Below are 21,115 nucleotides of genomic sequence, written 5' to 3'. Positions count from 1 at the left end.
GAAACCTCTAGCGGCCCGCGGCGTAACCCTGCATGCCGCGCGGGTTGGCGGCGGCGCGGCGGCGGGGGCCGACCTTCGAGGCCGCGGTGAGCCGGCCTTCCGACCAATCCGGGCCAATCTCGACCACATGGCCGCGACGCTTCAGCTCGTCGATGGTCGATTTCGGCACGCGATTTTCCAGCACCAGCACGCCGGGACGCGAGGTGCGCGGCCAGAACGAGATCGGGAAATGCTCGGAGTGCCAGGCCGGCGCGTCGATCGCCTCCTGCAAATTGAGCCTGGCGTGGACATGGCGCAGGAAGAACTGCGTGATCCACTGGTCCTGCTGGTCGCCGCCCGGCGAGCCCCAGGAGAGATACGGCTCGCCGTCGCGCAGCGCCATGGTCGGCGACAGCGTGGTGCGCGGCCGCTTGCCCGGCGCCAGCGAGGCCGGGTGGTTTTCTTCCAGCCAGAACATCTGGGCGCGGCTGCCGAGGCAGAAGCCGATCTCGGGAATCACCGGCGAGGATTGCAGCCAGCCGCCGGACGGCGTCGCCGAGATCATGTTGCCGGCCTTGTCGATGATGTCGAAATGCACGGTGTCGCCGCGCACCTCGCCGAACCGGCCGACGGTCGGTTCGCCCGCGCCCATGGCGCCGACCGCTTCGCGATGCCCTTCGGCGTGTCGCAGCTTGACGACGCCGCCGAAGCCTGTGACCGAACCGGGGCGGAAGTCGAGCGAAGCCTTGTCCTTCGAGATCAGCTTGCGCCGTTCGTTGTTGTAGGCATCGGACAGCAGCGTTTCGATCGGGATGTCCGCGAACTTCGGATCGCCGTAGAACGTCTCGCGATCGGCATAGGCAAGCTTGGCGGCTTCGATCTGCAAATGGATGAAGTCGGGTCCCGCGGGATCGAGCCCGTCGAGCTCAAAACCCTTCAGCAGCGCGAGCTGCTGCAGCATCACCGGACCCTGGCTCCAGACGCCGCACTTCTGCACGGTGTAGCGGCCGTAATCGTAGGTCAGCGGCGCCTCGACGGTCGGCTGCCAGCGCGCCATGTCGTCGGCCGACAGCACGCCGCGATGCGGCGAGCCGGAGACGTCCATCACGTCCTGGGTGCGGCAGAACTTATCGATCGCCTCGGCGACGAAGCCCTTCGACCAGGCCTGTCGCGCGCGCTCGATCTGCGCCACGCGGTCACTGCCGGCGCTCTCCGCCTCGGTCAGGATGCGTGCGTAGGTCTCGGCGAGCTTCCTGTTGGTGAAGATGGTGCCGGGCTTCGGCACCTCACCATCAGGCAAATAGACCTCGGCCGACGTGGGCCAGTATTTCCGGAACAGCTGCTCGACGGTCTTGATGGTGGCCGAGGCGCGCTCGACCAGCGGATGGCCGTCGCGGGCATAGGCGATCGCGGGCTCCAGCACGTCGCGCAGCTTCATCGTGCCGTAGTCGCGCAGCAGCAGCATCCAGGTTTCGAACGTGCCGGGCACGCAGGCCGCGAGCAGGCCGGTGCCGGGCACCATTTCGAGGCCTTCGCTGCGGTAATGCGCGATCGTCGCCTTGGCCGGCGCCGGTCCCTGGCCGCAGATCACTTCGGTTTTGCCGCGCTTGATGTCGTGCACGATGATCGGGACGTCGCCGCCGGGGCCGTTCAGATGCGGCTCGACCACCTGCAACGTGAACGCCGCTGCAACGCCGGCGTCGAAGGCGTTGCCGCCTTTCTCCAACGCCGCCATGCCGACCGCGGTCGCGATCCAGTGGGTCGAGGTGACGACGCCGAAGGTGCCCTCGATCTCGGGCCTTGTGGTGAACGGATCGGGATTGACGTTGCTCATGGGGCTGCGCTTCCGGCTCGGTCTTGTGGCGCGCGCACTTGATCACAGGCCGGCTGGTATGCCAACCGCTTGGTGGACATGGCCGCTCCCATCCGCGTGATCATGCCGGAACGGCGGCGGCAGGGCTGTTGACGGCGTGGCAGGCGACGCCGTCGATCAGTTCCGGCGCCTTCTCGCGGCAGAGATCGAAGGCGAGGGGACAGCGCGGGTTGAACGCGCAACCCCGCGGCGGATCGATCGGGTTCGGAATCTCGCCCTTGACCGGGATGCGCTGGCGGCCGGACATCGCAAGATCCGGAACCGCGCCGAGCAGCATCTTGGTGTAGGGCATCCGCGGGTTCTCGAACAATTTCCGGCCCTCGGCGATCTCGACGATGCGGCCGAGATACATCACGCCGATCCGGCTCGCCATGTGGCGGACGACTGCCAGATTGTGGCTGATGAAGAGATAGGTCAGGCCGAACTTGTCCTGCAGGTCGCGCATCAGATTTAGGATCTGCGCCTGCACGGAAACGTCGAGCGCCGAGGTCGGCTCGTCGCAGACGATGAACTCGGCTTCCGACGCCAGTGCGCGGGCGATCGCGATGCGCTGGCGCTGGCCGCCGGAAAACTCATGGGGGAATTTTTGGCCGTCGTCGGGGTGCAGGCCGACCAGCGAGAGCAATTCGCCGACCCGGGCCTTGATGTCGCGCTCGCCCTCGATCAGGTCGAAGGCGCGGATCGGCTCGGCGACGATGGCGGCGACCCGGTAGCGCGGATTGAGGCTGGCATAGGGGTCCTGAAAAACCATCTGGATGCGCCGGCGCAGCCGGCGGCGCGCCTGCGCCTGCCGCGGATCGGTCATCGAGACGCCGTCGATAACGACTTCGCCTGAGCTCGGCGGCAGCAGGCCGACGACCATGCGCGCCACCGTGGTCTTGCCGGAGCCGGATTCGCCGACCAGCGCAAACGTCTCGCCGCGCTTGATGTCGAAGCTGACGCCGTCGACGGCTTTCAGGAATTCGAGATGGCCGCCCTCGATCACGCGGTTGAGCCACGGTTTCGAGACGTCGAAGACGCGGCGCAGGTTCTTGACCTCGATCAATGTTCCGCTCATGCCGCCGTCTCCTTCGCCGGCTCGAACAGATGGCAGGCGACGGATTGCGTGCCCTGCCGGATCGGCTCGGGGCGTTCGACGCGGCAGCGATCGAAGACAAACGCACAGCGCGGATTGAACGGGCAGCCGGCCGGAATCGCCGACAGCCGCGGCATCGAGCCCGGGATCTGCACCAGGCGCTTGTCCTCGCCTGCGAGGGTCGGGATCGCGCCCATCAAGCCCCTGGCGTAGGGATGCAGCGGGTTGCGCACCACCTCCTGCACCGGGCCGATCTCGGCGATGCGGCCGGAATACATCACCGCGACGCGGTCGCAGGTCTCGGCGATCACGCCCATGTCGTGGGTCACCAACATCACGGCGGTGCCGTGGTCGCGGCCGAGCCGCTTGATCAGCGCGATGATCTGCGCCTGCACCGAGACGTCGAGCGCGGTGGTCGGCTCGTCGGCGATGATCAGCTCGGGCTCGGCGCAGATCGCAAGCGCGATGACGACGCGCTGGCGCATGCCGCCGGAGAACTCGTGCGGGTAGCCGTCGATGCGCTTTTCCGGCGCGGGGATGCCGACCTCGGCCAGCAGATCGATGGCGCGCCGGCGCGCGGCGCTTTCGCTCAGATTGGTGTGGGTGCGAATGGTCTCGATGATCTGGTCGCCGATCCGGTAGAGCGGATTGAGGCTGGTCAGCGGATCCTGGAAGATCATGCCGATCCGCTTGCCCCTGATGCGCCGGATCTCCTCCGGCGGAAGATGGTCGATCCGGGTGCCCGACAGCTCGATCTGGCCGCCGGAGATACGACCGGGCGGATCGATCAGCCCGATCACCGCAAGGCCGGTGACAGATTTGCCGGCGCCGGACTCGCCGACCACGCCGAGCACCTCGCCCTTGGCGATGTCGAACGACACGCCGTTGATGGCGCGCAAGGTCGCGCGGCGGGTGACGAATTCCACCTCGAGATTGCGCACGGAGAGAACAGGCTGGGTCATCGGAGCCTTGGGTTCAACGCGTCGCGCAGCCAGTCGCCGAGCAGGTTGATGGAGAGGATCAGGCCGGCGAGGGCAATGCCCGGGAAGGCAACGATCCACCATTCGCCGGCGAACAGATAGTTGTTGCCGATCCGGATCAGGGTGCCGAGCGAGGGCATGGTGTCGGGCATGCCGGCGCCGAGGAACGACAGCGTCGCCTCGGTGATGATCGCGAGCGCGAGGTTGATGGTGGCGATGACCAGGATCGGGCCCATCGTGTTCGGCAGCACGTGCCGCAGCATGATCTTCGGCGCCGGCAGGCCGATCAGCTGCGCCGCCGCCACGTAGTCCTTGTTCTTCTCGACCATGACCGAGCCGCGCACGGTGCGGGCATATTGCACCCAGAAACTGAGGCCGATCGCGATGATCAGCACGCCGAACGTGCTCATCTCGTCGAGCCGGTTGCCAAGCAGTGATTTGGCGACACCGTTGACCAGGAGCGCGATCAGGATCGCCGGGAAGGTGAGCTGGACGTCGGCGATCCGCATGATCACGCTGTCGACCACGCCGCCGAAATAGCCGGCGACCAGCCCAAGCGCGATCCCGAGCGCGCCGGCGAACACCACGCCGGCAACGCCGACCGCAAGCGAGATGCGCAGGCCGTAGAGGATCGCCGAGAGCACGTCGCGGCCCTGCTCGTCGGTGCCGAGCAGGAACGGGCTCTGGCCGTCGGCGGTCCACAACGGCGCGATCCGCGAGTTGATCAGCTGCAGTTGCGCCGGATCGAACGGGTTCTGCACCGCAAGCCATGACGCAAAGATCGCCAGCAGGAAGAACAACAGCGTGATCACGGCGGCGACCATCGTCAGCCGGGAACGGCGGAACGAATAGAGGATGTCGCTGTCGAGCGTGCGCCCGAACCAGCCGGCAGGCGCCTGTGGGTGATCTTCGGAGCGATGGGGGACGACGGCGTCGGACATCGGTTGCCCCCTCACGCCGCGCGGCCGATGGTCGAGCGCAAGCGCGGATCGACCACGGTGTAGAGGATGTCGACCACGAGATTGATGGTGACGAAGATCAGCGAGACCATCAACAGATACGCGGCCATGATCGGGATATCGACATTTTGCACGGCCTGCACGAACAGAAGTCCCATGCCCGGCCATTGGAACACGGTTTCGGTGATGATCGAGAAAGCAATAACCGAGCCAAACTGCAGGCCGGCGACGGTGATCACCGGAACCAGGGTGTTCTTCAGCGCGTGGCCGAAATGGATCGCGCGCGTGGTCAGGCCGCGGGCGCGGGCAAAGCGGATATAGTCGGTCCGCAGCACTTCCAGCATTTCGGCGCGCACCAGCCGCATGATCAGGGTCATCTGGAACAGCCCGAGCGTGATCGCCGGCATGATCAGCGCCTTCAGGCCCGAGACGGTCAGCAGCCCGGTGGTCCACCAGCCGAGCTTCACCACCTCGCCGCGGCCGAAGGAGGGCAGCCAGCCCAGCGTCACCGCGAACAGATAGATCAGCAGGATGCCGATCAGGAAGGTCGGCAGCGAGATGCCGATCAGCGATACGGCCTGGAATAATTTGGCGAGCACGGTGTCGCGGCGCAGCGCCGAATAGACCCCCATCAGGATGCCGGCGACCATGGCGAACAGCGTGGCGCAGATCGCAAGCTCCAGCGTCGCCGGCAGCCGTTCCGCCAGCAGCGAGGAGACCGGCAGGCGGAACTGGTAGGACACGCCGAACTTGAACTGCAGCGCATTGATGAAGTAGCGGCCGAACTGCACCAGCACGGGATCGTCCAGGCCGAGCGAGTGCCGGATTTCAGCGCGCTGCGCGGCCGAGGTGTCGATCGAGACGATCTGGCTCACCGGATCGCCGGCGAAGCGGAACATCGCGAACGCAATGACGCCTACGGCGAGCATCACGCCGATCGCCTGCAGCACGCGGCGAAGAGTGAAAGCGAGCATCTCTACCTTTCACTGCTTTTGACGTCTGGCGCGCGCGGCTTTGCGCGGCCGAAAACCGAGAGGTCCCGGAAGCCTGCGCTTCCGGGACCCAATTCGCTGCAACCACTATTCACCTTGCTTGGTTGCCCAGTAGAGCAGCACCTGGTTGTCCGCGCGCTGGGTCAATTTGACCTTTTTCGACACGCCCCACACCAGCGGTTGCTGATGCAGCGGAATGTAGCCGTAATCCTTGATGACGATCTCGTAGGCTTGCTTGATCAACTGGTCGCGCTTGGCAGTGTCGCTCTCGATCAGGACCTTGTCGGTGAGCGCGTCGACTTCCTTGTTGCAGTAGCCGCCGAGATTGGCCTCGCCCCGCGTCGAATCCTTCGGATCGTCGCGGCAGCCGAGGATGTCGTGCAGCACGTTGTGCGAGTCGGACGTCGCAGGCGTCCAGCCCAGCATGAACAACGAGGTCTGGTAGCCGCCGGGCTTCAGCACCTTGGCGAAATACTGTGCCTTCGGCTGCGCCAGCAGGTTCACCTTGACGCCGATGCGGGCCAGCATGCCGACCACCGCCTGGCAGATCGCGGCGTCGTTGACGTAGCGGTCGTTCGGGCAATCCATCGTGACCTCGAAGCCGTTCGGATAGCCGGCCTCGGCCAGCAGCTTCTTGGCGCCATCGGGATCGAGCTTCGGCCGGGTGAACTCCTTCGACAGCGGATAGAGCTCGGGCGCGATCATCAGCGTCGAGGGCGTCGACATGCCGCGCATGACGCGGGTCTTGATCAGGTCGACGTCGATCGTCTTGTAGAAAGCTTCGCGGACCTTGATGTCCTTGAACGGATTCTTGCCCTTGACGTTGGAGTACAGCAGCTCGTCGCGCGCCATGTCCATGCCGATGAAGATGGTGCGGATCTCCGGCGCGGTCATGACGGTGGCGACGCCGCTGGAATTGACGCGCTGGATGTCCTGCAGCGGAACCGGTTCGATGACATCGACCTCGCCCGAGAGCAGCGCGGCAACGCGGGTGGCGTCGGAGCCGATCGGGGTGAAGATGATCTCCTGGAGATTATGCTCGGGCTTGCGCCAATAGCCCGGAAACGCCTTGAACACGGTCTTCACGCCGGGCTGGTGGCTCTCGATCGTGAAGGGGCCGGTGCCGTTCTCGTGCAGCGCGGCGTAGCTAGGCGTGGTCGCGGAGGCCGGCGTCGGTGCGACGGCGTTGTTCTCCTCGCACCACTTCTTGTCCATGATGTACCAGCTATCCCACTGCGAGGTCAGGATGGGATTGGGCGAATCCAGCGTCACGTCGACCGTGTAGTCGTCGACCTTGGTGAACTTGGCGTCGGCCGGGACATTGCTGAGGAAATTGGAGCCCTTGGCGCGGACGCGATCGGCGGAGAACAGCACGTCGTCGGCGGTGAAAGGATCGCCATTGTGGAATTTCACGCCCTTGCGCAGGTGGAAACGCCATTTGGTCGGGCTCAGCGTCTCCCAGCTTTCCGCCAGTGCCGGAATGATCTTGAGGTCCTTGTCGCGCGCGGTGAGGCCTTCGTAGACGTGGGCGTGGTGCGCGATCGTCGTGGTTTCCTTCAGCGTGTAAGGATCCAGCGACTTCAGCTCGCCCTGATTGGCATATTTCAGCGTCTGGGCCGATGCCGGCAAGACAAGGGCAACCAGCGCGACGGCAGTCGCCGCAAACAAACTCCAACGTACCGACATGTGATCCCGCGTCCCCGTTTTTGTCCGCCGGCTGCTTTGTCCGGCTGGTATTATTGATGCATGTTGCCAGAGTTTACCGGCCGCGCAAGCGCGATTTCCCAAAGGGTTAATCGCCTCGCGCGGGTGCAGCGCAATGAATGCGCAAGGAGAGTAGGCGGTTGGCGCGGGCGCCTGACATTCGACTTTCGGAGCGCTGCTCGCCGATCGCCGGCGCGCCGGCAGATGCCGGTCCCGCCAACCGGTTTGGAGCGGTCCCGCCAGGCGGTTTGGAGCCATCGTTCCAAACGGTTTGGAGCCATCGTTCCAAACGGTTTGGTTGACCATAACGGATGATTGAGGCCGACTATCCATCGGGGCAGGTACGGCTCGCTTGCGTGACCGACCCGGTCCCGGCGATACTGAGGCGGGCCAGGCGCATTTGAGGAGGCGGATATGAAGGTCAACGTCGAGATAGATTGTACGCCCCTTGAAGCGCGGCAGTTCTTCGGCCTGCCGGACGTGGCACCGATGCAGAACGCGGTGATGGACAGGCTGCAGCAGCAGATGCTGTCGAACATCGAGAAGGTTTCGCCGGAGGCGTTGCTGCAAAGCTGGTTCACCTTCGATCCCAAGCTCGCCGAGCGCTTCCAGGACATGTTCGTGACGATGGCCGGCCTCGGCGGCATGGGCAAAAAGGACAAGAAATAGTGGCGGCCGCGAAAGGGAGCGTTGATGCGGCCGAACGCCGGTTGCGTCCACCCAGCCTGCTCCTGATGCTGGCGGAAGCGCGCGGCGTGCTCGAGTTGAATTCGAGCCTGCTGCTGTCGCCGCTGCTGATGCAGGCGCCGAAGGGCGACGGTCATCCGGTGCTGGCGCTGCCCGGCTTCCTCGCCAGCGACCTTTCGATGGCGCCGATGCGGCGCTACCTGAAGGAGCTCGGCTATGACGCCTACGCCTGGAACATGGGCCGCAATTTCGGCGGCATCTCCAGCAGGCGGAGTGCACTGCGCGACCTGCTGAAGCGGGTCCATGAGGCGTCGGGGCGCAAGGTCTCGATCATCGGCTGGAGCCTCGGCGGCGTCTATGCGCGCGACCTGGCGTCGCAGATGCCGGAGCTGGTGCGCTCCATCATCACGCTGGGCAGCCCGTTCGCCGACGATATCCGCGCCACCAACGCGACCCGGCTGTACGAGCTGCTGTCCGGCGAGGGGGTGGACGATATTCCCGAGATTCGCGCGGCGATCGCCGGCGACATGCCGGTGCCGGCAACCTCGATCTATTCCCGCACCGACGGCATCGTGAACTGGCGGACCTCGCGGGTGCGGCCGTCGGCAACCGCCGAGAACATCGAGGTGCATTTCGCCAGCCATCTCGGCCTCGGCGTCAACCCCGCGGCGCTGTGGGCGATCGCGGACCGGCTGGCACAGCCGGAAGGGGAGTTCCGGCATTTTAACCGCTCGGGCCCCTTTGCCATTGCCTATGGGCCGGCAGAACAGGCACTATCCTAACCAGACGACGAGAAGCGCCGCCAAAGGCGCCCGCGTGAGTTGACTCTCGGGAGGAGATCATGAGCGACGCCAAAAAGCTGTCCTCGCTGGACGCATCGTTTCTGTATCTGGAAACGCCGGAAATGCCGATGCATGTCGGCAGCATGGCGATCTTCCGGCTGCCCGACGGCTACAAGGGCGACTTCTTCGAGGAGTTCAAGGCGATGATCGCCTCGCGGCTGCACGTCGCGCCGATCCTCAAGGTGCGCCTGCAGAAGGCGCCGCTCGACATCGATCACCCGTCTTGGGTCGAAGACGACCAGTTCGACATCGACCGCCACATCTTCCGCGCCAGCCTGCCCGCGCCGCGCGACCGCGCGACGCTGGAGCGCATCGTCGGCTGGATGCACGCCAAGCTGTTGAACCGCGCCCGCCCGCTCTGGGAGTTCTACGTCTTCGAGGGCATGAAGGACAACGAGATCGGGCTCTATTCCAAGATGCACCACGCCTGCATCGACGGCGGCGCCGGCGCGGCGTTGACCAGCATGATCTACGACCTGACGCCGGTGCCGCGGCAGATCGAGCCGCCGAGCGCGAAAAAGGTCGCGCCGGAGCCGCGCGACATCGCTGCCAATTTGATCGATGCCTATCAGCAGCTCTGGACCCAGCCGTTCGAGGCGGCCGCCACCGCACAGAAGAGCCTGGAACTGCCGCGCTCGGGCAAGAGCGACCTCGGCTCGATCCTGTTCGACAACGCCATGTTCCAGATCGAGAGCGCGGTGAAGTTCGCGGGCTCCATGCCGACCGTGCTCAAGAGCCTGTCCGACGTCGTCGCCAAGATCGCCGATCCCAGGTCGCGCGAGAGTCTGCAAGCGATGTCCTCGCCGCCGACCATCCTCAACAAGGCGATCTCGTCGGAGCGCAGCTTTGCCGGCACCTCGATCTCGCTGTCGCGCGCCAAGGTGCTGGCGAAAGCATCGGGCGGCAAGCTCAACGACGTCGTGCTGGCGCTCGCCTCCGGCGTGGTGCGGCGCTATCTGATCAGCCAGGGCGCGCTGCCGAACAAGTCGCTGACCGCCGGCGTGCCGATCTCGCTGCGCGAGGAAGGCAACGCCGAATCCAACAACCAGGTGTTCGGTATGATCTGCTCGATCGCGACCGACGTCGAGGATCCGAAGAAGCGGCTCGAAACCATCATCGCGCAATCCACCAAGTCCAAGGAGATGTCGCATCCGCTGCGCGCCCTGGTCCCGCAGGTTTCCAACATTTCGCTGTTGGGCGCCCCGATCGTGGTGCAGATCATGGCGCTGCTGTACAGCCGCTCCGACCTGTCGAATGTGCTGCCGCCGGCCACCAACATCACGGTGTCGAACGTGCCGGGGCCGCGGCAGACGCTGTACGCGGCCGGCGCAGAGCTGCTGCACATCTTCCCGGTCTCGATCTCGACCCACGGGATCGCGCTCAACATCACCGTGCAGAGCTACCGCGATCAGCTTGATTTCGGCTTCATCGTCGGCGCCAACATCATTCCGCATGTGCAGGTGATGTGCGACATGCTGCCGCTCGAATTCGATGCACTCGAAGCGGCGTTCGCGCCTCCGCCTGCCGATATCAAGGGCGCTGCCGAATAGGATTTCCGTCCATGATTGACATGCCACCGCTGCAGTTCGCCGAGACCAACGGCATCCGCATGGGGTTTTACGAAGCAGGCCCCAGGACCGACGCGCCGCCCGTGGTGCTGTGCCACGGCTGGCCCGAGCTGGCGTTCTCCTGGCGCCACCAGATCAAGGCGTTGGGTGAAGCCGGCATCCGGGTGATCGCCCCGGATCAGCGCGGCTATGGCGCCACCGACCGGCCGGAGCCGGTCGAGGCCTACGACATGGAGCACCTGACCGGCGATCTCGTCGGCCTGCTCGACCATCTCAAGATCGACAAGGCGATCTTCGTCGGTCACGACTGGGGCGGCTTTGTCGTCTGGCAGATGCCGCTCAGGCATCATCAGCGGGTTGCCGGCGTCGTCGGCGTCAACACGCCGCATCTGAACCGCGCGCCGATGGATCCGATCGCGCTGTTCCGCCAGCGCTTCGGCGACCAGATGTACATCGTCCAGTTCCAGGATCCGGCGCGCGAGCCCGACCGCATCTTCGGCAGCCGCGTGGAGCAGACCTTCGATGCCTTCATGCGCAAGCCGGCGGCCCGCCCCGCTGGCACGCCGGAGGAACAGCCGATCGCCGGCGTCGGCGCCTCGGCGCGGCTCAACCTGGCGTTCCCGCAGATGATCGCGAACTACGACGCCAAGCACGATCCGCGGACGCCGATCCTGTCGGCCGAGGAGAAGAAGGTGTTCGTCGACACCTTCACCAGGACCGGCTTCACCGGCGGCATCAACTGGTATCGCAACTTCACCCGCAACTGGGAACGCTCGGCAGGGCTGGACCATAATGTGCGGGTGCCGTCGCTGATGATCATGGCCGAGAACGACGCGGTGCTGCCGCCCTCGGCCGCCGATGGCATGGAGAGACTGGTGCCGGACCTCGAAAAGTATCTGGTCCACGACAGCGGCCATTGGACACAGCAGGAAAAGCCGGACGAGGTCAGCGCCAAGCTGATCGAGTGGCGTAAACGAAAATTCGGCTAGGCGTCATCCTGAGGTGCGCGCCGGCTTCGGCGCGCCTCGAAGGATGAGAGGGACTGGAGCAAGCGGCCATCCTTCGAGACGCGCGCGGTGCGCGCTCCTCGAGCAATAACGGCAAAGCCGTTATGCAGGGATGACGGCGCGTAGTGAGGGGGCACTTCCGATATGGCGTCCGGCAACAGACTGAGTCCGATTCCGCATCCGCCGACGAAGCCGGTGGTCGGCAACATGCTGTCGCTGGATTCGAACGCGCCGGTGCAGCATCTGGTCAAGCTCTCCAAGGAGCTTGGGCCGATCTTCTGGCTCGACATGATGGGTGCGCCGCTCGTGATCGTCTCCGGTCACGATCTGGTCGACGAGCTCTCCGACGAGAAACGCTTCGACAAGGCGGTGCGCGGCTCGCTGCGCCGGGTGCGTGCGGTCGGCGGCGACGGGCTGTTCACCGCCGACACCAAGGAGCCGAACTGGAGCAAGGCGCACAACATCCTGATGCAGCCGTTCGGCAACCGCGCCATGCAGTCGTATCACCCGAGCATGGTCGATATCGCCGAGCAGCTGGTCAAGAAGTGGGAGCGCCTCAACGCCGACGAGGAGATCGAGGTCGTCCACGACATGACGGCGCTGACCCTCGACACCATCGGGCTCTGCGGCTTCGACTATCGCTTCAATTCGTTCTATCGCCGCGATTACCACCCTTTCGTGGAATCGCTGGTGCGCTCGCTCGAGACCATCATGATGACCCGCGGCCTGCCGCTCGAGGGTCTGTGGATGCAGAAGCGGCGCAAGACGCTGACCGACGACGTCGGCTTCATGAACAAGATGGTCGATGAGATCATCGCCGAGCGGCGCGGCAATACCGACGTAACCAGCGACAAGAAGGACATGCTGGCCGCGATGATGACCGGCGTCGATCGCGCCACCGGCGAGCAGCTCGACGACGTCAACATCCGCTACCAGATCAACACCTTTTTGATCGCCGGCCACGAGACCACCAGCGGCCTGCTGTCGTGCACGATCTACGCGCTGCTGAAGCATCCCGAGGTGCTGAAGAAGGCCTATGAGGAGGTCGACCGGGTCCTCGGTCCCGACGTCGATGCGCGGCCGACCTATCAGCAGGTGACGCAGCTCACCTACATCACCCAATGCCTGAAGGAAGCGCTACGGCTGTGGCCGCCGGCGCCGGCTTACGGCATCGCGCCGCTCAGGGACGAGACGATCGGCGGCAAGTACAAGCTGAAGAAGAACACCTTCATCACCATCCTGGTGATGGCGCTGCATCGCGATCCCTCGGTCTGGGGCCCGAACCCCGACGTGTTCGATCCGGAGAATTTCAGCCGCGAGGCGGAGGCCAAGCGCCCGATCAACGCCTGGAAGCCGTTCGGTAACGGCCAGCGCGCCTGTATCGGCCGCGGCTTTGCCATGCACGAGGCCGCGCTCGCGATCGGGATGATCCTGCAGCGCTTCAAGCTGCTCGACGTGCATCGCTACCAGATGCATCTGAAGGAGACGCTGACGGTCAAGCCCGACGGTTTCAGGATCAAGGTGCGGCCGCGCGACGACAGGGATCGCGGCGCGTTCGCCGGCAGTACGGGCGCCGTTGCCGCCGCGCCGAAGGCACCGCGCGCACCGACCACGCGCCCTGGCCACAACACGCCGATGCTGGTGCTCTACGGCTCCAACCTCGGTTCGGCCGAGGAGCTCGCGACCCGCATGGCCGATCTGTCGGAGATCAATGGATTCGCGGTGCGGCTCGGGCCGCTGGACGACTATGTCGGCAAGCTGCCGGAGGAGGGCGGCGTCCTGATCATCTGCGCCTCCTACAACGGCGCGGCGCCGGACAACGCGACGCAATTCGTCAAATGGCTCGAAAGCGACCTGCCGAAGGACGCCTTCGCCAAGGTGCGCTACGCGGTGTTCGGCTGCGGCAACAGCGATTGGGCGGCGACCTACCAGTCGGTGCCGCGCTTCATCGACGAGCAATTGGCCAAGCATGGCGCCCGCGCGGTCTATCCGCGCGGCGAGGGCGATGCGCGCAGCGATCTCGACGGCCAGTTCCAGAAATGGTTCCCGGAGGCCGCGAAGGTCGCAACCAAGGAATTCGGCATCGACTGGAATTTCACCCGCACCGCCGAGGACGAGCCGCTCTACGCGATCGAGCCGGTGGCGCAGGGCGCGGTCAACACCATCGTGACGCAGGGCGGCGCGGTGCCGATGAAGGTGCTCGCCAACAACGAGCTGCAGAACAAGGAAGGCGCCCATCCGTCGGAACGCTCGACCCGGCATATCGAGGTCGAGCTGCCGGCCAGTCTCAGATATCGCGTCGGCGATCATCTCAGCGTGGTGCCGCGCAACGATCCGACCCTGGTCGATTCCGTCGCGCGCCGGTTCGGCTTCCTGCCGGCCGACCAGATCCGCCTGCAGGTCTCGGAAGGCCGCCGCGCGCAACTGCCTGTCGGCAACGCCGTGTCGGTCGGACGGCTGCTCACCGAGTTCGTCGAGCTGCAGCAGGTCGCGACCCGCAAGCAGATCCAGATCATGGCCGAGCACACGCGCTGCCCAATGACCAAGCCGAAGCTGATGGCCTATGTCGGCGACGACGAGGCCTCAGCCGGGCGTTATCGCTCCGAGGTGCTGGCCAGGCGCAAATCGGTGTTCGACCTGCTCGAGGAATATCCGGCCTGCGAGCTGCCGTTCCACCTCTACCTCGAAATGCTGTCGCTGCTGGCGCCGCGCTATTACTCGATCTCGTCGTCGCCGGCCGGTGAGGCGCAGCGCTGCAGCGTCACGGTCGGTGTCGTGGAGGCGCCCGCAAGCTCCGGTCGCGGCATCTACAAGGGCGTCTGCTCGAACTATCTGGCGCGCCGCCGCGCCGGCGACACCGTCCATGCCACGATCAAGGAGACCAAGGCCGGCTTCCGCCTGCCTGATGACAACGCCGTGCCGATCATCATGATCGGGCCGGGCACCGGGCTCGCGCCGTTCCGCGGCTTCCTGCAGGAGCGCGCCGCGCGCAAGGCGCAGGGCGCGACGCTGGGCTCCGCGATGCTGTTCTTCGGCTGCCGAAATCCCGAGCAGGATTTCATCTATGCGGATGAGCTGAAGGCGTTCGCCGCCGATGGCATCGGTGAACTCTACACCGCCTTCTCGCGCGCCGACGGGCCCAAGACCTATGTGCAGCACCTCGTCGCCGCGCAGAAGGACCGGGTCTGGGAGCTGATCGAGAAAGGCGCCATCGTCTATGTCTGCGGCGACGGCGGCAAGATGGAGCCCGACGTCAAGGCGACCCTGATGTCGATCTATCGCGAGCGCAGCGGAGCCGACACTGACGCCGCCGCGCGCTGGATCGAGGAGATGGGCACCAGGAACCGCTACGTGCTCGACGTCTGGGCCGGCGGGTAGCCTTGCGGCCTGGGATGGCCGTGATGCATCCCCATCGTCGTCCCTGCGAAAGCAGGGACCCATAACCACAGGATTGGCTTGTTGAAGAGGGCTGTGGCCCCAGCGGTGCGCAGCAATCACCTTCGGTGGTTATGGGTCCCTGCTTTCGCAGGGACGACACGGAATATGTTGCTCCGCTGGAGAGTCATGCGCTCGCATTCTCGCGACACGCTTGAGGCGCTAGCTTCGCCCACCCTGACGCCTATGCTACAAGCCGCCGCATGATTCCCTGGGAAAAGATCGATACCGCGCGGATTCCCGGCACCGAAGGTGAATTGCGCCTGATGCAGCGCGGCCGCGAATTCTCGATCATGCTCGGCACCAACGAGCTGATGAACAGCCGTCTGTCGGGCTCGGAAGCCGCGCTGGCGACGCTTGCCGCGAAGAAGATCGAGAAGGTCGCACGGCCGCGTTTTCTGATCGGCGGCCTCGGCATGGGCTTTACGCTGCGGGCGGCGCTTACCGTGCTTGGAGCCGAGGCGGAAATCGTGGTGGCCGAGCTGGTGCCATCAGTGGTCGCCTGGGCGAGGGGCCCGATGGCCGAGATCTTCGGCGACAGCCTGACCGATCCGCGCGTCAGCATCCAGGAGGTGGATGTCGCCGATGTGATCGAGCGCAATCCGCGCACCTACGATGCCATTCTCCTCGACGTCGATAACGGCCCGGAAGGTCTCACCCGCAAGGCCAATGACGCGTTGTATGATGTCTCCGGGCTCAAGATCGCACACACTGCGTTGCGGCGCGGCGGCGTGCTTGCCGTCTGGTCGTCCGGTCCGAACGAAAAGTTCCCGAAATCGCTGTCCCGCGCCGGGTTCGCGGTCAACGAGGTCGCCGTCCGTGCCACGGGCCGTGGCCGCGGCGTGCGCCACGTGATCTGGATCGCGGTCAAGGAGTAGGAGGCGCCGCTATTGCGACGCAGCAAGGCCGCCGGGAGCACCATTCGGTTCGATTGTGTTGAAAATCGAGGGCCATTGGGTTTCACTCGCGGCACCGAAGCCTCGAGCCCTTGGTCTGTCTGATGCAGGCGACGTCGAATTTTGGGGTGCAGGAGACGCACGGGATCCTGGACCGTTTCCAGGCCGAATTCCGCGGCTCGAGCGAGGGGCTCGGCTGGTCGTCCGCATTTGCCTCGGTCCAGCGCGAGCGGCCGTTTGACGGGCACTTCCACGCGCTCTCCGACAATCTGATGGTGTTGCACCGAGGTGGCCCGGTCGACATCACCTATGTGATGGACGGCAAGTCGGTTGCCCGGCAGATCCCGCGCGGCGGGGTGTTCTTTTTGCCGGCCGGGCATACCTGCAACGTTGTGCTGCGCGAGGCGCTGGAATCCACCCACATCTATCTACGCTCCGATCTGTTCGCGGGCCGGGAGGGGGCGGCGAGCCTGATCGGCGGGCTCGCGCCGATGCTCGGCGATCAGGATGCCGTGCTGGAGCATCTTGCCGCGGCGATCGGCGACACCATCACCGGCGGCCTGCCGGCCTCGTCGCTGTTCATCGATCCGATCGCACAGGCGATCGCCAACCGCTTCGTCGCGATCAATTTCCACAAGCCGAGCGTCGAGGCCGGCAAGCATCCGAACCTGCTGAGCGTCAGGCAGATGGCGCGGATCCGCGAGTTCGTCGACGCCAATCTCGATAGCGATATCCGGCTCGACCAGCTGGCGGAGCTGTGCGGCCGCAGCACCGAATATTTCGTGCGCCTGTTCAAGGCGACCAGCGGCGTCTCGCCCTACCAATACGTGCTCAATCTGCGCATCGAGCGCGCCAGGGCGCTGCTCGCCGACGAGACGCAGAGCTTGGCGGACATCGCACTGGCTTGCGGCTTCTCCCATCAGGAGCATTTTACGCGCATGTTCCGCCGCTTCACCGGCGTGACACCGGGGCGCTACCGCCGCAGCCATTAGCTCCCGATGATCAGCGGCCGGGATAGGCGAGGGCGCCCAGCCCGAGCCCGCGGATGATTTTTCCGGTTTCGTGCAGATTTTCTCCGGTTTCGTGCAGGCGCGCCGTGGCCGCTCCCCGCTAGCCTTCTCCCAACAAGACGAGATTGCCGGTTCGCCGGCTTGGGAGAAATGCCATGAGTGTCGCGATGCCGGATGCCGGAGGCGCATCCATTGCGTCCGGTGCGGCGGCTGGAAATGCCGGCCAGGGCACCTTTGCCTATTGCTCGCAGCAATATCGCGTGGTGTTCGGCGCCGGCACCTCGGCGCGGCTTGGCGAGGAGAGCGAGCGCCTTGGCATCAAGCGGGCGCTGGTGCTGACCACGAGCGAGCAAGAGGACCTCGGGCGCCGGCTCGGCGCGGGCCTCGGCGACCGGCTCGCCGGACTGTTTGCCGGCGCACGTATGCATACGCCGGTCGAGGTCACCAACGAGGCGCTACGCATTGTCGAGTCCCGCGACATCGATGGGCTGGTCGCGATCGGCGGCGGCTCGACCGTCGGGCTCGGCAAGGCGCTGTCGTTGCGCACCGGGCTGCCGCATATCGCGATGCCGACCACTTATGCCGGTTCGGAGATGACGCCGATCCTCGGCGAGACCAGCAACGGCATCAAGACCACGCAGCATTCCCAGGATCTGGTGCCGGACACCGTCATCTACGACGTCGATCTCACCGTCAGCCTGCCGCCGCACATCTCCGCCGCCAGCGGCATGAATGCGATCGCCCATGCCGTCGAGGCGCTCTATGCGCCCGACGCCAATCCGCTGACCTCGCTGATGGCGGAGGACGGCATCGCTGCGCTCGCCCGCGCGCTGCCGCGCATCATGACGGCGCCGGCCGATACCGGGGCGCGGCGCGACGCGCTCTATGGTGCGTGGCTGTGCGGCGCCTGCCTCGGTGCGGTCGGGATGTCGCTGCACCACAAGCTCTGCCACGTGCTGGGCGGCATGTTCAACCTGCCGCATGCCGAAACCCACGCGATCGTGCTGCCGCATGCGGCCGCCTACAACGCCGCCGCGGCGCCGGAGGCGATGAGCCGCGTGGCGCGCGCACTGCACAGTGCCAATGCACCGCAGGGCCTGTTTGACCTTGCCCGGCAGCTCGCGCTGCCGCGTCGGCTGGCCGACATCGGAATGCCCGAGGACGGCATCGCGCGCGCTGCCGAGATGGCGGTGCGCAACCCCTACGCAAACCCCAGACCGATCGATCGCGCCCCGATCGAGCAGTTGATCGCGGCAGCCTGGCGCGGCGATGCGCCCGCGCAGCACTGACATCTCAAGATCAAAGGACAACACGATGGCCAATTTCAACGAGCATGACCTCACCGACGAGGTGATCAGCAGCTTCGCCAACACGCCGAACAAGCGGTTGAAGTTCCTCATCGAGGAAACGGTCAAATCGCTGCACGATCTGGTGCGCCGCACCGAGCTCACCTTCGAGGAATGGAATCAGGCGATCGAATTCCTGACCCGCACCGGCCAGACCTGCACGCCGCTGCGCCAGGAGTTCATCCTGCTGTCCGACGTGCTCGGCGTCTCGATGCTGGTCGACGCGGTCAATCACCGCGAGCGCGAGGGCGCCACCGAGACCACGGTGCTCGGCCCGTTCTATGTCGGCGAGCACCGCGTCACGCCGCACGGCGCCAACATCTCGGAAGGCATCGACGGTGAAGTGATGTTCGTGCAGAGTCGCGTCACCGACTTGGCCGGCAAGCCGCTCGCCGGTGCCGAGATCGATGTCTGGCACGCCGACGACGATGGCTTCTACGATTCACAAAAGGCGGACTATGCGGCTCACGGCCCATCGCTGCGCGCGCGCTTCGTCACCGATGCCGACGGCCGCTTTTCGTTCCGCACCATCCTGCCGTGCAGCTATCCGATCCCGACCGATGGCCCGGTCGGCGATCTCATCACCGCCACGCAGCGCCATCCGATGCGGCCGGCGCATGTGCACTTCCTGGTTAAGGCCGAAGGCTATGAGCCGCTGATCACTCACGTCTTCCTCGATGGCGACGAATATCTGCGCAGCGACGTGGTGTTCGGCGTCAAGGACGAGCTGATTGCGCGCGTCGAGCCGAAGAGCGAGCCGGCGCTGCCGAACGGCGAGCGGGTCTCCGGCCCGTGGCACCTGATGACTTACGACTTCCAGATGAAGCCCGGCGCCGGCCTGGTGCCGAAGCCGATGATGGCCGCGGAATGACGATCGCAACCAACAAGACGACCAAGGAGAGGACCATGACCAGCAAACCGATTGAGACCGACGTCCTTGTCGTCGGCAGTGGCCCGGCCGGCGCGACGGCGGCGGCGCTGCTCGGCACGTACGGCATCAAGCACATCCTGGTGACGAAATATGGCTGGCTGGCCGATACGCCGCGCGCCCACATCAGCAACCAGCGCGCGATGGAGGTGCTGCGCGATCTTGGCCTCGAAGAGAAAGCCGTGGCGCAGGCCGTGCCGCAGCACCTGATGGCCAACAATGTGTTCTGCGAGAGCCTCGCCGGCGAGGAGTTCGGCCGGCTCTACTCCTGGGGCAATCATCCCTCGCGCAAGGCGGATTACGATCTCGCCAGTCCTACGCGCATCTGCGATCTGCCGCAGAATTTCCTCGAGCCGATCCTGATCGAGGCCGCCGGCCAGCGCGGCACCTCGCTGTGCTTCAACACCGAGTTCGTCGACCTGGTGCAGGATGCCGACGGCGTCACGGCGACGGTGAAGGATCGTCTCTCAGGCGAGACCTACCAGATCCGCGCCAAATACCTGATCGGCGCCGACGGCGGCCGCAGCCGGGTTGCCGAAGTGATCGGGCTACCGATGGAAGGCCAGATGGGCCGCGCCGGCAGCATGAACATCATCGTGCAGGCCGACCTGAGCAAGTACGTCGCGCACCGGCCGAGCGTCCTCTATTGGGTGCTGCAGCCCGGAGCCGAGATCGGCGGCATCGGGGCCGGCCTGATCCGCATGGTGCGGCCGTGGAACGAGTGGCTGATCATCTGGGGCTACGACATCGAGCAGGGCGAGCGCAAGCTCTCTAATGACGAGGCGATCTCGATCGTGCGCAACCTCGTCGGTGACGAAACCCTCGAGGTCAAAGTGCGCTCCACCTCGACCTGGACCGTGAACGAGATGTACGCCGGCCACTATTCGTCCGGCCGCGTGTTCTGCGTCGGCGACGCGGTGCACCGCCATCCGCCGACCAACGGCCTCGGCTCCAACACCTCGATCCAGGATTCCTTCAATCTGTGCTGGAAGCTGAAGCTGGTGCTCGAAGGCCACGCGGCGCCGTCGCTGCTCGAGACCTATTCGGCCGAGCGCCAGCCGGTCGGCAAGCAGATCGTGACCCGGGCCAACAAGAGCATCGGCGACTTCCCGCCGATCTTCGAGGCGGTGGGCCTCGTCGCCTCGACCGATCCCGCGGAAGCGCGCAAGGCGATCGCCGCGCGCAAGGCGCCGACCGCCGAGGGCAAGGCGCGCCGCAAGAAGCTCTACGAGGCCATCGCCAACAAGAGCTACGAGTTCAACTGTCACGGCGTCGAGATGAACCAGCGCTACGGCTCGACCGCCGTGGTGTCCGACGGCACGCCGATGCCGGCGTTCACCCGCGACCACGAGCTCTATTATCAGGCCACCACCTGGCCCGGTGCGCATTTGCCGCATGTCTGGGTCGAGCATCAGGGCGAGCGGAAGTCGACGCTCGATCTCACCGGCAAGGGCCGTTTCACGCTGCTCACCGGGATCGGCGGCGACGGCTGGAAGGCGGCCGCAGCCGCGGTCGAGAAGGCCTACGGCTTGCCGGTCGACGTCGTCACCATCGGCCCGCAAGGCTGCGATGCGCTCGACATCTATGCCGACTGGTATCGCCAGAGCGAGGTCGACGAGGACGGCTGCGTGCTGGTGCGCCCCGACATGTATGTCGCCTGGCGCGCCAGGGAGGCGGCGGCTGACGCCTCCGATGTGCTGCTCGATGTGTTCGGCCAGATCCTCGGCCGCAGCGCGAAAGCGCAGACGAAGTCCGTCGCCGCCGCGTGATGCGGCACGGCGCTGGTAATTTTCAGAACGGAATGAACGGCAGCCGGCTTGAAAACCGGCTTGCC

16 protein-coding genes are annotated in these 21,115 nt (G+C 65.6%); 10 read left to right on the top strand and 6 right to left on the bottom strand.

The genetic code is table 11. The features are described from left to right. Positions 1–7: 7 nt before the first annotated feature. The 6 genes from AAFG07_RS29280 to AAFG07_RS29255 all read right to left on the bottom strand — a co-directional run bounded on the left by AAFG07_RS29280 (position 8) and on the right by AAFG07_RS29255 (position 7,544). Positions 8–1,813 (bottom strand): gamma-glutamyltransferase family protein, encoded by a 1,806-nt coding sequence (locus tag AAFG07_RS29280; RefSeq protein WP_342723244.1) that lies wholly within the window; start codon positions 1,811–1,813, stop codon positions 8–10. Positions 1,814–1,913: 100 nt separating this feature from the next. Beyond that, complete coding sequence (locus AAFG07_RS29275) at positions 1,914–2,909, bottom strand: oligopeptide/dipeptide ABC transporter ATP-binding protein (RefSeq protein ID WP_223970653.1); 996 nt, start codon at positions 2,907–2,909, stop codon at positions 1,914–1,916. Further along, positions 2,906–3,889, bottom strand: a complete 984-nt coding sequence (locus tag AAFG07_RS29270; RefSeq protein ID WP_342723243.1) for an ABC transporter ATP-binding protein — start codon at positions 3,887–3,889, stop codon at positions 2,906–2,908. Before AAFG07_RS29270 ends, AAFG07_RS29275 begins: the two co-directional genes overlap by 4 nt. After that, a complete protein-coding gene (locus AAFG07_RS29265) occupies positions 3,886–4,848 on the bottom strand; it encodes an ABC transporter permease (RefSeq protein ID WP_212311227.1) in 963 nt (320 codons plus the stop codon). The genes AAFG07_RS29270 and AAFG07_RS29265 overlap by 4 nt, the downstream gene beginning before the upstream one ends. Before the next feature lie 11 nt (positions 4,849–4,859). After that, positions 4,860–5,840 (bottom strand): ABC transporter permease, encoded by a 981-nt coding sequence (locus AAFG07_RS29260; RefSeq protein ID WP_342723242.1) that lies wholly within the window; start codon positions 5,838–5,840, stop codon positions 4,860–4,862. 105 nt (positions 5,841–5,945) lie between these two features. Further along, on the bottom strand, positions 5,946–7,544 hold the full coding sequence (locus AAFG07_RS29255) for an ABC transporter substrate-binding protein (protein ID WP_342723241.1): 1,599 nt from the start codon (positions 7,542–7,544) through the stop codon (positions 5,946–5,948). Between the two features lie 432 nt (positions 7,545–7,976). Between AAFG07_RS29255 and AAFG07_RS29250 the strand changes: the two genes are divergently transcribed. From AAFG07_RS29250 to AAFG07_RS29205, 10 genes are all read left to right on the top strand, one after another. Beyond that, positions 7,977–8,231 (top strand): DUF6489 family protein, encoded by a 255-nt coding sequence (locus AAFG07_RS29250; protein WP_038383850.1) that lies wholly within the window; start codon positions 7,977–7,979, stop codon positions 8,229–8,231. A gap of 65 nt (positions 8,232–8,296) precedes the next feature. Next, positions 8,297–9,031: an alpha/beta hydrolase gene (locus tag AAFG07_RS29245; RefSeq protein ID WP_342729271.1), complete on the top strand. Its 735-nt coding sequence runs from the start codon at positions 8,297–8,299 to the stop codon at positions 9,029–9,031. Positions 9,032–9,090: 59 nt separating this feature from the next. Then, positions 9,091–10,641 (top strand): wax ester/triacylglycerol synthase family O-acyltransferase, encoded by a 1,551-nt coding sequence (locus AAFG07_RS29240; protein ID WP_342723240.1) that lies wholly within the window; start codon positions 9,091–9,093, stop codon positions 10,639–10,641. Positions 10,642–10,652: 11 nt separating this feature from the next. Further along, positions 10,653–11,648, top strand: coding sequence for an alpha/beta hydrolase (locus AAFG07_RS29235; protein WP_342723239.1), 996 nt, complete (start codon positions 10,653–10,655; stop codon positions 11,646–11,648). A gap of 162 nt (positions 11,649–11,810) precedes the next feature. After that, complete coding sequence (locus AAFG07_RS29230) at positions 11,811–15,044, top strand: cytochrome P450 (RefSeq protein ID WP_342723238.1); 3,234 nt, start codon at positions 11,811–11,813, stop codon at positions 15,042–15,044. A 260-nt stretch (positions 15,045–15,304) separates the two neighbouring features. After that, positions 15,305–15,979: a spermidine synthase gene (locus tag AAFG07_RS29225; RefSeq protein ID WP_342723237.1), complete on the top strand. Its 675-nt coding sequence runs from the start codon at positions 15,305–15,307 to the stop codon at positions 15,977–15,979. 122 nt (positions 15,980–16,101) lie between these two features. After that, positions 16,102–16,989, top strand: a complete 888-nt coding sequence (locus AAFG07_RS29220) for an AraC family transcriptional regulator (RefSeq protein WP_342723236.1) — start codon at positions 16,102–16,104, stop codon at positions 16,987–16,989. 185 nt (positions 16,990–17,174) lie between these two features. After that, positions 17,175–18,296, top strand: coding sequence for a maleylacetate reductase (locus tag AAFG07_RS29215; RefSeq protein WP_342729270.1), 1,122 nt, complete (start codon positions 17,175–17,177; stop codon positions 18,294–18,296). 25 nt (positions 18,297–18,321) lie between these two features. Next, entirely contained in the window at positions 18,322–19,224 is a 903-nt protein-coding gene (locus AAFG07_RS29210; protein WP_342723234.1) for an intradiol ring-cleavage dioxygenase, read from the top strand. Between the two features lie 35 nt (positions 19,225–19,259). Then, positions 19,260–21,050, top strand: coding sequence for an FAD-dependent monooxygenase (locus AAFG07_RS29205; RefSeq protein WP_342723233.1), 1,791 nt, complete (start codon positions 19,260–19,262; stop codon positions 21,048–21,050). The last annotated feature ends 65 nt before the right edge of the window (positions 21,051–21,115 follow it).

This window comes from Bradyrhizobium sp. B097 (assembly GCF_038957035.1).
In the GTDB taxonomy this organism is placed as follows: domain Bacteria; phylum Pseudomonadota; class Alphaproteobacteria; order Rhizobiales; family Xanthobacteraceae; genus Bradyrhizobium.
Note: the sequence above shows the minus strand (reverse complement) of the source record. Positions and strands in the feature narration are given on the sequence as shown.